This window comes from Methyloprofundus sedimenti (assembly GCF_002072955.1).
In the GTDB taxonomy this organism is placed as follows: Bacteria; Pseudomonadota; Gammaproteobacteria; order Methylococcales; family Methylomonadaceae; genus Methyloprofundus; species Methyloprofundus sedimenti.
This window is the reverse complement of record NZ_LPUF01000001.1, coordinates 80,419-92,500: the sequence shown is the minus strand read 5'-3', so window position 1 is coordinate 92,500 and position 12,082 is coordinate 80,419. Positions and strand designations below refer to the sequence as shown.

Genomic DNA, 12,082 nt, shown 5'->3' with positions numbered 1-12,082 from the left:
TCATGACTGGGGTGAAGTCGTAACAAGGTAGCCCTAGGGGAACCTGGGGCTGGATCACCTCCTTACAAAGCATGCAATGCTGTATGAGTATCCACAACAAATTATTTTGATCAAAGAAATCGAGACTGACCTTAAAAGCACTAATTGGGTCTGTAGCTCAGTTGGTTAGAGCGCACCCCTGATAAGGGTGAGGTCGGTGGTTCGAATCCACCCAGACCCACCAATTTTGCGCTATCCTGCGTTAAATAATGCAACATGTACTTTTACACGTACATGGTCACATTATTGACCTTGTCTGGCACAAAATACTAGTAAGCTATAAAGCGATGAAGAAACGCATTACTTTATAACGGACTAGACTTAAAAGGGGACGTAAAAAGCCCACAAACCAGTCATGGGGCCATAGCTCAGCTGGGAGAGCGCCTGCCTTGCACGCAGGAGGTCGGGAGTTCGATCCTCCCTGGCTCCACCATCACTCGATAAAACGAATTAGCTAATAATTAATTCTATAAACTTTAAACGCAAGCAGACGGCTTGCGGAGAGAATTTATAGAATTAGTTGATTAAACTAATAAGCTCTTTAACAATTTGGAAATCTGTAAAGTAAACTAAAGAAAGTTTATGGATTATGCGATGTTAACTATTTTAACAATAGAAGACAACACATAAAAAATAAGCGAACTAAAAGTTTCAAACGAGTTTAAGAAATAGACTTTTCACGCAAGTGAAGAGAAAAAGAAATAAATGAGTTCTCAAGCAGAAAAAGCGAAAATGTCAGCTGACATATAATTCAAGCGATCGAAAAGCCTCGCAAGAGGGCGTGTAAGACGTATTTGGGTTATATGGTCAAGTGAATAAGCGCATACGGTGGATGCCTAGGCGATAAGAGGCGAAGAAGGACGTTGTAGGATGCGATAAGTCGCGGGGAGTTTTCAAACAAACTTTGATCCGCGAATTTCCGAATGGGGAAACCCAATCTGCATAAGCAGATTATCCTGACCTGAATACATAGGGTCAGAGAAGCGAACCGGGAGAACTGAAACATCTAAGTACCCCGAGGAAAAGAAATCAATTGAGATTCCCTAAGTAGCGGCGAGCGAACGGGGAGTAGCCGAGTCTTTTGCGATAGTGGAACAGACTGGAAAATCTGGCGATACAGGGTGATAGCCCCGTACACGAAATCAAAAAAGAACGTATTAAGTAGGGCGATGCACGTGAAACGTTGTCTGAAGATAGGGGGACCATCCTCTAAGGCTAAATACTACTTATCGACCGATAGTGAACTAGTACCGTGAGGGAAAGGCGAAAAGAACCCCGGAGAGGGGAGTGAAATAGATCCTGAAACCGTATGCGTACAAGCAGTAGGAGCGGACTTGTTCCGTGACTGCGTACCTTTTGTATAATGGGTCAGCGACTTAATCTTAGTGGCAAGCTTAACCGAGAAGGGGAGGCGTAGCGAAAGCGAGTCTTAATAGGGCGTTTAGTCGCTAGGATTAGACCCGAAACCGGGCGATCTATCCATGGCCAGGTTGAAGGTGGGGTAATACCTACTGGAGGACCGAACCGACTTATGTTGAAAAATGAGCGGATGAGCTGTGGATCGGAGTGAAAGGCTAATCAAGCCCGGAGATAGCTGGTTCTCCTCGAAATCTATTTAGGTAGAGCCTCGTGTATAACTGTTGGGGGTAGAGCACTGTTACGGCTAGGGGGTCATCCCGACTTACCAAACCGTTGCAAACTCCGAATACCAACAAGTTCTAGCACGGGAGACACACGGCGGGTGCTAAGGTCCGTCGTGAAAAGGGAAACAGCCCAGACCGTCAGCTAAGGTCCCAAAATCTATGCTCAGTGGGAAACGATGTGAAAAGGCACAGACAGCCAGGAGGTTGGCTTAGAAGCAGCCATCCTTTAAAGAAAGCGTAATAGCTCACTGGTCGAGTCGGTTTGCGCGGAAGATTTACCGGGGCTAAGCATAGTACCGAAGCTACGGATCTTACTTTTAGTAAGGTGGTAGAGGAGCGTTCTGTAAGTCTGTGAAGGTCAATTGAGAAGTTGGCTGGAGATATCAGAAGTGCGAATGCTGACATGAGTAACGATAATGGGGGTGAAAAACCCCCACGCCGAAAGCCCAAGGTTTCCTGCGCAACGTTAATCGACGCAGGGTTAGTCGGCACCTAAGGCGAGGCCGAAAGGCGTAGTCGATGGAAAACAGGTTAATATTCCTGTACTTGTTATAACTGCGATGGGGTGACGGAGAAGGCTAGGTCAGCATACGATTGGTAGAGTATGTTTAAGCAGGTAGGGAGAGCGTTTAGGTAAATCCGGACGCTTATATTCTGAGATGTGATGACGAGCTTTTCCTTGTGAAAAGCGAAGTGATTGATGCCATGCTTCCAAGAAAAACCTCTAAGCTTCAGGTTAAAACAAGCCGTACCCCAAACCGACACAGGTGGGTGGGATGAGAATTCTAAGGCGCTTGAGAGAACTCGGCTGAAGGAACTAGGCAAAATTGTACCGTAACTTCGGGAGAAGGTACGCCTTTTGTAGGTGAAGCGACTTGCTCGTGGAGCTGAAGAAGGCAGCATTAAATTGGTGGCTGCGACTGTTTATCAAAAACATAGCACTCTGCAAACACGAAAGTGGACGTATAGGGTGTGACGCCTGCCCGGTGCTGGAAGGTTAATTGATGGGGTTATCTTCGGAGAAGCTCTTGATCGAAGCCCCAGTAAACGGCGGCCGTAACTATAACGGTCCTAAGGTAGCGAAATTCCTTGTCGGGTAAGTTCCGACCTGCACGAATGGCGTAACGATGGCCACACTGTCTCCAGCCGAGACTCAGTGAAATTGAAATTGCGGTGAAGATGCCGTATACCCGCGGCTAGACGGAAAGACCCCGTGCACCTTTACTATAGCTTTACACTGGACTTTGAACCTACTTGTGTAGGATAGGTGGGAGACTATGAAACCATGACGCTAGTTGTGGTGGAGTCAACCTTGAAATACCACCCTGGTATGTTTGAAGTTCTAACCTAGGCCCCTTATCGGGGTTGGGGACAGTGTATGGTGGGTAGTTTGACTGGGGCGGTCTCCTCCCAAAGAGTAACGGAGGAGCACGAAGGTACCCTAATCCTGGTCGGAAATCAGGAGTTTAGTGCAATGGCATAAGGGTGCTTGACTGCGAGACGGACAGGTCGAGCAGGTACGAAAGTAGGTCATAGTGATCCGGTGGTTCTGAATGGAAGGGCCATCGCTCAACGGATAAAAGGTACGCCGGGGATAACAGGCTGATACCGCCCAAGAGTTCATATCGACGGCGGTGTTTGGCACCTCGATGTCGGCTCATCACATCCTGGGGCTGAAGCAGGTCCCAAGGGTATGGCTGTTCGCCATTTAAAGTGGTACGCGAGCTGGGTTCAGAACGTCGTGAGACAGTTCGGTCCCTATCTGCCGTGGGCGTTTGAGATTTGAGGGAAGCTGCTCCTAGTACGAGAGGACCGGAGTGGACGAACCACTGGTGTTCGGGTTGTCATGCCAATGGCATTGCCCGGTAGCTACGTTCGGACAGGATAACCGCTGAAAGCATCTAAGCGGGAAGCCCCTCCCAAGATGAGATCTCACTGGATATTTAATATCCCTGAAGGGCCGTTGAAGACTACAACGTTGATAGGCAAGGTGTGGACGCGCAGTAATGTGTGAAGCTAACTTGTACTAATTGCCCGTGAGGCTTGACCATATAACACCAAATACGTTTGGCTTTATATCAAAAGCAGACAACACGTTTTTACTGTAAGAGAACGACATTTAAACTCAGACAGCACAGATTTCCAATGCTTTAACTGTAAAGTTAAAGGAGAGACGATTGATACTCATACTAAGGAGTAGTCAATTAACACCGATTGCTTGGTGACCATAGCGAGCGTGAACCACCCGATCCCATCTCGAACTCGGAAGTGAAACCGCTTAGTGCCGATGATAGTGTGGATTTATCCATGTGAAAGTAGGGAATTGCCAAGCTCTTAATTCTAAAACCCAAACTCTAAACAGTTTGGGTTTTTTTTTGCCTGCTACTTTGCGGTACAATGGCAATCGCTATTACTCTGTGTGGAACGGCAATAGTTAAAGCTTTTGCTGCACTCCATCTCTATATTTCAGAATCAGTACAGTAGTGTTTTTATGGTCAAGCTAATGAAATCTGCATGGGGTGATGTATTTGCCGTTATTGCAGGCATTTTATTTTCACTATCGTTTTCGCCATTTGATTTTTCCTTTTTAGTCTTTTTTGCCTTGGCATTTCTTAAATTCTCCTTAGCAGAACTTAGTGTTAAAAGGGCAACGTTAAGAGGTTTCCTGTTTGGACTTGGTTTGTTTGGGCTTGGTGTTTCCTGGGTCTTTGTCAGTATGGTGGTGAATGAACAGTCGGGTTATTTGCTTCCATTGCTTATGACTCTGCTATATTGCAGTTTTTGGGCGCTCTTTCCAGCTATTTCAGCGTTTCTATATGTAAAAAATCGTGTTAATAATGATCTTGACTGGTTTGTTTTTGCATCTGTCTGGATGTTTGTCGAATATATTCGGGGAAAATGGGTTTTAGGCGGCTTTCCCTGGTTGCAGGTTGCTTATAGTCAATTGGATACACCTTTATCGGGTTATGTGCCCGTAATGGGTGCTTATGGAACAGGGTTAATCATAGCAATAATTTCTGCCTTGATGGCTGAATCTTTATTAAAGAAACAATATAGTAGCCGGTATTTTTTCGCAATTATTACTCTAGTGAGTATTGGTGTGTTATTACAGACTGTGCAGTGGACTACTATTTCAGGAAAGTCACTTACAGTCAGCTTGATTCAGGGAAATATTGCACAAAAGGATAAATGGGCTGTTGAGAATAGAAATGCTACTTTAAAACAATATTATGATGATAGTGCTGCACATTGGCAATCTGACCTCATTATCTGGCCAGAAACAGCTATTCCTGCCTATTTTGAAGATGTAAAGCAGGACTATTTATTGCCCTTGGAGCAAGAGGCAGTCGCAAATAATGCTGATATTATTACCAGTCTGCCTTACAAAGACAAAGCAGGAAACTTGTTCAATTCTGTCCTGGTTCTGGGCAAAAATCGTGCTATGTATAAAAAGATTCATTTATTGCCATTTGGTGAATATTTGCCTTGGCAACCCGTCTCGGGTTACTTGCTGGGATTAATGAATGTTCGCTTAGGCAAATTTAGTTCTGGCGAAATTGATCAGCCTTTACTAAATGTAGCAGGGCACTACTTTGTAACGTCTATTTGCTATGAAGATGCTTTTGGAGAACAAAGTATTCGCCATGTAGAACAGGCAAAATTTCTTGTGAATGTGACGAATGATGGCTGGTTTGATGGTTCGATTGAACCTTATCAGCATATGCAAATTGCTAGAATGCGCGCATTAGAAGCTGGGCGATATTTATTACGAGTAACGAATACAGGGGTCAGTGCAATTGTCTCGGAAAAAGGTAAGATCGTGAATCAGGCACCGGTAATGCAAAGAGTTACAATAACTTCAGATATTGAACCCATGAGCGGTATGACTCCTTATTCTCGGATGGGAGATAAACCCACTATTCTGATTATTTCATTAATATTGTTGTATTCGTTTATCAACAGATATTTTTTAAAAAATTAGTATGTAAGTCTAAATTAATGGGTTTAATTACGCGGCTATGGAGTCGTTTTATTCCACCCATTTATGCATCGAGATTTATTAGCTATGAATTTCTATATGCAGTTCACGGAATTCATTCGTGAGTTTATGGTTAGGCGCATAGTGTACTAGTGGCTGAGACTCAGTATGTGATTCACGAACCTTAACAGAAGGTGATATTTTACTGTTTAACATGGGTAAGCCCTCAGCAATAAGCTCTTCTACTAGCTGCCTAGGTAAACGTGCCTGGGCTTGAAATTGATTGACAATAATGCCTTCAATTTCCAGATTTGCATTATGGTCTGCCCTTACTTCACTTAAAGTCTGCATCAGTGTATAGAGTGCTTCTCGGGCGAAAGTATCACAGTCAAATGGGATTAAGCATTTATTTGCTGCAATCAGTGCTGATTGGCTATAAAAATTTAGTACTGGCGGGGTATCAATATAGATTTCATCAAAGTCTTCAAGCTTATCCAGTTCTTCTTTAAGTTTGAAGATTTTGTAACGTGATTCCAAACGACCCTGTAAAGGTTCTAGTTCAGGGTGTGAGGGTAATACAAATAAATTAGGAAAAGGAGATTCGTGAATAAGGTCTTGAATGCCTGCTGCTGGGCCACCGAACAACGAAAGGCTTAAACAACCCTTAAAAAAATGGGCAATGGTTTTATCTGAATCTTTAACCTTTTGTCCCAAAAGATACTGAGTTGCATTTCCCTGTATATCAAGATCAATGACTAAGGTTCGTTTACCTTCCATAGCGCTAATTGCTGCTAAGTTACATGTAATGGTTGATTTTCCTACACCGCCTTTTTGATTAAAAATTACCCTGCGCATTTTATTCTCCGATAGTAGCAAACATTGAAAGTTTTATTATATGTAAAATTAAAATTAAAATTATATGCGTATAAAAGTATTTGCTCCGCATTCAGGACATTCAGGAATAATACTGGTACTTTTAAAGGCAATTACTTTACCACATTTTTTACAGCTTAATGTGCCAGGCGCTGTTAACTCTCCAGTTTTATAAGGGTGGCTGTATTGTTTTGCTGTTTCTGATAATTGCGCTAACTCTATACTGGTTTTATCCGCAACGTTAAGAAACGAATCCAGAGCAAAATTTTCTAATAATTCTATATCAAATTTAAGCCACTCTGACAACGAATCGTTACTGTTGTCAGGTAAGGATTCAGCAGCATGATGAACGTCTCTGGACACAGAATCGGCGACATGGTTAATTTCTTCCTGCGATAAGCCTCCAATTTCACTTATCTTGTCTTTAGCAGCATCCAGCTTTTCAGCAATTGTATGAATGGTATCATCCGTTGCTTCATACATATACTCCATAAAGTCGTTGTAGGCTTTGGTTAATTTATTTTCACTCATAAGAATCACTCCCTAAAAAGGCTTTAGATTTAGTTCACTGTAAGGTATTCTAACGCTTTTGAATGCAAAAATACGAGTAACAATGCAAGAAAATTACAAACCACTAGAAATTGAGGCCGAAGTACAGGCTCAATGGGAAAAATCGGGCATATTTCAAGCTTCTGATGACGAGAGCAAAGAGAAGTATTTTTGCTTATCCATGTTCCCTTATCCTAGTGGTCGCCTGCATATGGGGCATGTACGCAATTATACGATTGGTGATGTGATTAGTCGCTACCAGCGTATGCAAGGCAAGAATGTAATGCAACCTATGGGCTGGGATGCCTTTGGCTTGCCAGCAGAAAATGCTGCCATGAAGCACAATGTTCATCCTGCAACGTGGACTTATGAAAATATCGACTACATGCGTAATCAATTAAAGGAGCTGGGGTTTGGCTATGACTGGAGTCGTGAATTAGCTACCTGTGATCCAAGCTATTATCGTTGGGAGCAATGGTTTTTTTTGCAGTTACTTGAAAAAGACTTAGTTTATAAAAAAACTTCAGCCGTCAACTGGTGCCCTAATGATCAAACTGTATTAGCGAATGAGCAGGTTATTGATGGTTGTTGCTGGCGTTGTGATACCGCTGTAGAGAAAAAAGATATTTCGCAATGGTTTTTAAGAATAACGGCCTATGCTGATGAGTTACTCACTTCGTTAGATAAAATGCCTGGCTGGCCAGAACAAGTCAAAACTATGCAAGCTAACTGGATTGGCCGTTCTGAAGGTCTGGAAATGACTTTTGCGGTTGATGATGAGTTGGGCGATGTTGAAATCTATACTACACGTCCAGATACCTTAATGGGTGTTACCTATTTAGCAGTCGCAGCTGAACACCCATTAGCATTACAGGCAGCGAAAGAGAGTGTTGAAATTAATGCTTTTCTAACAGAATGTCGGCATACGGAAACCTCGGAAGCTGCTTTAGAAACCATGGAAAAGAAAGGTATTAATTCAGGCTTTAAAGCAAAACATCCGGTCACAGGTGAGCTAATACCTGTTTGGATTGCGAACTTTGTACTGATGAGCTATGGTACAGGTGCTGTAATGTCAGTACCCGCTCATGACCAGCGTGATTACGAATTTGCGTTGAAATATGGTATTAATATAAAACAGGTTATTTATTCAGCAAATGATAGTGATGACAGCATTGCTGAACATGCTTTTACAGATAAAGGTATTTTACGAAATTCTGCAGAATTTGATGGTTTAAGTTCGGCTGAAGCAGTTAATGCAATCGCTGAAAAATTAGAAAGAGAAGGTACAGGACAGCGTAAAATTAATTTCCGGTTGCATGATTGGGGAGTTTCAAGACAGCGTTATTGGGGAGCGCCGATTCCCATTATTTATTGTGATGTTTGTGGTACGGTACCCGTGCCTGAAACAGATTTGCCAGTTGAATTACCTAAAGATGTGGTCTTAGACGGTTCAAATTCTCCACTTGTGACTCATGAGGCATTTTTGCATGCTGATTGCCCCAAATGCGGCAAATTAGCAAAACGGGAGACTGATACCTTCGATACTTTTATGGAATCATCATGGTATTTTGCTCGATATGCAAGTAGTAAGGCTGATTCAATGCTGGATGCAAGTGCTAAATACTGGTTGCCGGTTGATCAATATATAGGAGGAATTGAACATGCTATTTTACATTTACTCTACGCACGTTTTTTTACTAAATTAATGCGTGATGAAGGCTTATTGGTTTGTGATGAACCGTTTAACAATTTATTAACCCAGGGTATGGTGTTAATGGATGGAACGAAGATGTCAAAATCCAAAGGTAATACTGTCGATCCTCAACATTTAATTGCAGAATATGGCGCAGATACAGTGCGCCTATTTATTATGTTCGCAGCGCCACCAGAACAATCCTTAGAATGGTCAGACAGTGGAGTGGAGGGCGGCTTCAGATTTTTAAAACGATTATGGCGGCAAGTGCATTTACATGTTGATGCAGGAGAGTTCGGTTCAATATTAGATAAGCAAAACTTGACTGGTACAGAGAAAGAATTACGCAGGCAAGTACACTATGCAATTGAAAAAGTAACTGATGATATTGGCCGCAGACATCATTTTAATACTGCAATTGCGACCAATATGGAGCTATTAAACACTTTATCCCGGTTTAATGATCAAGGTGGCAATGCGACAGCCATACGTCAGGAAGCTTTAGAAACGATAGTGCTGATGCTTTATCCTATAGTGCCGCATATTTGTCAAGAATTATGGAAAGGTTTAGGTAAAACAGAAGATATTAATCGAACCTGGCCAGTAGCAGATAAATCTGCATTAGTTCAAGATGAATTACAAATGATAGTACAAATCAATGGCAAGCTGCGTGGCAAGATAATGGTTGCCTCGACCGCTAGTAAAAAGGAAATCGAAGTGCTCGCTTTAGCTGAACAAAATGTGATGCGCTTTCTTGAAGGTAAAACAGTAAAAAAACTGATTGTTGTGCCAAAAAAACTGGTGAGTATCGTTGTTTAATTTCTCTATCAAAGACAGATTAGCTATTAGAGGTGGTCTGCTTTTAGTAACTTTGCTGATGTTAACCGCCTGTGGTTATCATTTGCGTGGAGCACTAGAATTACCTGAAGCATTAAAGAAAATGTATGTAAAAGGCGACTCGCCTGAACTAGCCGCTGCTATTGAGCGAACATTCCGAGGGACCTCAGGCGAGTTAGTCGCAACAGCTGGTGAAGCAGGCATGATATTGAATGTACTCGATGAATTTTACCAGCGAAGAACAATTTCGCTTAGTTCCACAGGATATTCTAACGAGTTTGAATTAATTTATCGTTTAAGTTTCGATCTGTTAGATGGTGAAGGAAATACACTAGTGTCCAATCAAACCATTGAGGTTATGAAGACGTACTATAACGCGCAGAGTAGTGAGACTTTACTTTCCAAAGATAATGAAGAAATTGTTTTGCGTCAGGAACTGTATGATGAGGCAGTACGCTCGGTAATTCAAAGAGCACGGGCAGAGCTTAAGAAAACATATCCATAATATGAGGTTAAAAGCAGAGCAACTACCAGCTGCACTAGCAAAGAAGCTTGTACCGATTTATTTTATTAGCGGTGATGAACCATTACAATTAGGAGAAGCCGCTGATGCAGTGCGTCTAGCAGCTAAAAACGCAGGCTATGAAAATCGTGAATTATTAACGGTTGATGCCCATTTTTCATGGCAAGACTTCATGCAAGCTGCAAATGCAATGTCCATCTTCTCAGATAAGAAAATTATTGATTTGCGCCTTCCCTCGGGAAAACCAGGTATGGAAGGTAGTAAGGCACTTGTCAGTTACTGTGAGCGATCTCCAGAAGATACGCTGTTATTAATTACTGCAGCTAAGCTGGAAAAAAATGCGACCAAGTCAAAATGGGTAACGACTCTGGAAAGACATGGCGTTATTATTCAGGTCTGGCCTTTACAAGGAAATGACTTAGTGCAATGGATTCAACAGCGTATGCAACGTAAAGGTTTGAGTACCAACAAGCAGGGGCAGGGATTGATTGCCTCGCGAGTAGAGGGAAATTTACTGGCTGCAAATCAGGAAATAGAAAAGCTGTATGTGCTGTATGGACCAGCCACTTTAACCACGCAGCAGATAGAGGAAGTGGTTGTGGATGCTTCACGGTACGATGTTTTTAATCTGGTTAATGCTGCTTTGTCAGGTCGAGTAGAGCGTGTCAATAAAATTCTGCTAGGAGTACGGCACGAGGGTATTGCCGCACCAATTGTACTTTGGGCATTAACGCGTGAAATACGTTCCTTAATTAGTATACAACAGCAATTACAAATGGGTCAGCCACGTAATACTGTTTTTATGCAACATCAAGTGTGGGATAAGCGACAAAAACTGGTTAGCTATGCTTTAAGTAAACTCACCAGGCAAAATTTATTGAATGCATTATTGCTGGCGGCTAAAACAGATCGTCAGATTAAAGGTGAGCAAGCGGGCGATTGCTGGGAGAGTTTATTGGAAATTAGCTTAATGTTGGCGAAATAGAAAATTTTTAATACAGAACTGACGGAATGGAGGGAGAAATGACAACAACCTGTAAGCGGTATTTAAATAGATACCGCACAAAATATAATTTCTTTTGAAGTGCTGTGTACTTATTCATCCGCTCAGTACCAATCCTTTGTGCTCTTATATAAAGGCACTGCATTTGTAAGTCTAGTTAGTTAAAAATACCCATATATAATTACCAACACTTAATGCATACATATAGCCAATTTTTAAGTATGCAGAGGAATGAATATTATTTCAATCATAAAAATGCACTACACCGGTACTCATATCGTACATACCACCAATAATCTTGATTTGGCCACTTTTTTCCATGTCTCTTAATATTGGGCTATAGAGTCTGATATTTTCAATAGTGTCCCAGACATTCTGCTCCGCAACCATATGGACAAATTCTTTGTTTTTACTGGTTTTACTGCCTTTATAATTATCAAAGTGTTGAACCGCAGGCTGGATATTTTCCAGCATCGAAGTAATATTGCCCAATTTTACGCCATTTATAGTCGCTTTAATTGCGCCGCATTGTTCATGCCCTAGAACGAGTACCAGTTTGGAGCCAACAACCTTGCATGCATATTCCATACTGCCAAGAATGTCAGTATTTTCAAAATTGCCGGCAACTCTTGCTACAAACACATCACCTATTCCCAGGTCAAATACATCTTCAATGGGAACTCTGGAATCAATACAGGACAGGATGATGCCCTTGGGGTACTGCCCGAATGCAGCTAAACGTACTTGTTCAGAGTGATCTCGATTGGTAACAACCCCGCTTACAAAACGCTGGTTACCTGCTTTTAGCCAGGAAATAACATCATTCGGAGTTAAATTGTTTTGCTGTTCCTGCGTTACGATAGTTGCAACAACGGGTTTGGTCTCAGCCATTGTGCTGGTTTGCTTGCTTGAACAGCCTAAAAATAATAAACAAAAGAAGCTT

General features: G+C 42.1%; 7 protein-coding genes, 2 tRNA genes and 3 rRNA genes (1 of these 12 cut by a window edge). 9 read left to right on the top strand and 3 right to left on the bottom strand.

Features of this window, described 5'->3' with window-relative positions; translation table 11 throughout:
- The 6 genes from AU255_RS00405 to lnt form a co-directional block, all read left to right on the top strand.
- A 16S ribosomal RNA gene (locus AU255_RS00405) occupies positions 1-65 on the top strand (it extends 1,474 nt beyond the left edge of the window).
- Between the two features lie 81 nt (positions 66-146).
- Positions 147-223 (top strand) — tRNA-Ile (locus AU255_RS00400).
- A gap of 173 nt (positions 224-396) precedes the next feature.
- Positions 397-472: transfer RNA gene (locus AU255_RS00395), tRNA-Ala, on the top strand.
- Positions 473-844: 372 nt separating this feature from the next.
- A 23S ribosomal RNA gene (locus AU255_RS00390) occupies positions 845-3,733 on the top strand.
- A gap of 166 nt (positions 3,734-3,899) precedes the next feature.
- Positions 3,900-4,014, top strand: a 5S ribosomal RNA gene (gene rrf / locus AU255_RS00385).
- Together the 16S, 23S and 5S rRNA genes with 2 tRNA genes alongside form the textbook arrangement of a ribosomal RNA operon.
- Positions 4,015-4,185: 171 nt before the next feature.
- Complete coding sequence (lnt, locus tag AU255_RS00380) at positions 4,186-5,664, top strand: apolipoprotein N-acyltransferase (RefSeq protein ID WP_143735818.1); 1,479 nt, start codon at positions 4,186-4,188, stop codon at positions 5,662-5,664.
- Between the two features lie 78 nt (positions 5,665-5,742).
- Here lnt and AU255_RS00375 read toward each other — a convergent pair whose 3' ends face one another.
- Both AU255_RS00375 and AU255_RS00370 read right to left on the bottom strand, forming a co-directional pair.
- A complete protein-coding gene (locus AU255_RS00375; RefSeq protein ID WP_080521030.1) occupies positions 5,743-6,516 on the bottom strand; it encodes a ParA family protein in 774 nt (257 codons plus the stop codon).
- A 60-nt stretch (positions 6,517-6,576) separates the two neighbouring features.
- Entirely contained in the window at positions 6,577-7,065 is a 489-nt protein-coding gene (locus AU255_RS00370) for a zinc ribbon-containing protein (protein ID WP_080521029.1), read from the bottom strand.
- Positions 7,066-7,147: 82 nt separating this feature from the next.
- Here AU255_RS00370 and leuS point away from each other — a divergent pair, with 82 nt between their 5' ends.
- From leuS to holA, 3 genes are read left to right on the top strand one after another with little or no spacing between them, the layout of a single operon-like run.
- Positions 7,148-9,595, top strand: a complete 2,448-nt coding sequence (gene leuS / locus AU255_RS00365) for a leucine--tRNA ligase (protein WP_080521028.1) — start codon at positions 7,148-7,150, stop codon at positions 9,593-9,595.
- The gene (locus tag AU255_RS00360; protein ID WP_080521027.1) at positions 9,588-10,118 is read left to right on the top strand and encodes an LPS-assembly lipoprotein LptE; all 531 of its coding nucleotides are present in this window, start codon (positions 9,588-9,590) and stop codon (positions 10,116-10,118) included. The genes leuS and AU255_RS00360 overlap by 8 nt, the downstream gene beginning before the upstream one ends.
- A 1-nt stretch (position 10,119) precedes the next feature.
- Positions 10,120-11,121 carry a DNA polymerase III subunit delta gene (gene holA / locus AU255_RS00355; protein WP_080521026.1) on the top strand — a complete coding sequence of 334 codons (1,002 nt, stop codon included), beginning with the start codon at positions 10,120-10,122 and terminating at the stop codon, positions 11,119-11,121.
- 261 nt (positions 11,122-11,382) lie between these two features.
- On the opposite strand, the gene AU255_RS00350 is transcribed toward holA, so the two are convergent.
- Positions 11,383-12,030 carry a carbonic anhydrase family protein gene (locus AU255_RS00350; protein WP_198942504.1) on the bottom strand — a complete coding sequence of 216 codons (648 nt, stop codon included), beginning with the start codon at positions 12,028-12,030 and terminating at the stop codon, positions 11,383-11,385.
- Positions 12,031-12,082 lie beyond the last annotated feature (52 nt).

Excerpts from the sequence above, each read along its gene's own strand:
- AU255_RS00375 (WP_080521030.1), bottom strand. The coding sequence starts at position 6,516 with ATGCGCAGGGTAATTTTTAATCAAAAAGGCGGTGTAGGAAAATCAACC.
- AU255_RS00350 (WP_198942504.1), bottom strand. The coding sequence starts at position 12,030 with ATGGCTGAGACCAAACCCGTTGTTGCAACTATCGTAACGCAGGAACAG.
- holA (WP_080521026.1), top strand. The coding sequence starts at position 10,120 with ATGAGGTTAAAAGCAGAGCAACTACCAGCTGCACTAGCAAAGAAGCTT.
- lnt (WP_143735818.1), top strand. The coding sequence starts at position 4,186 with ATGAAATCTGCATGGGGTGATGTATTTGCCGTTATTGCAGGCATTTTA.
- leuS (WP_080521028.1), top strand. The coding sequence starts at position 7,148 with ATGCAAGAAAATTACAAACCACTAGAAATTGAGGCCGAAGTACAGGCT.
- AU255_RS00370 (WP_080521029.1), bottom strand. The coding sequence starts at position 7,065 with ATGAGTGAAAATAAATTAACCAAAGCCTACAACGACTTTATGGAGTAT.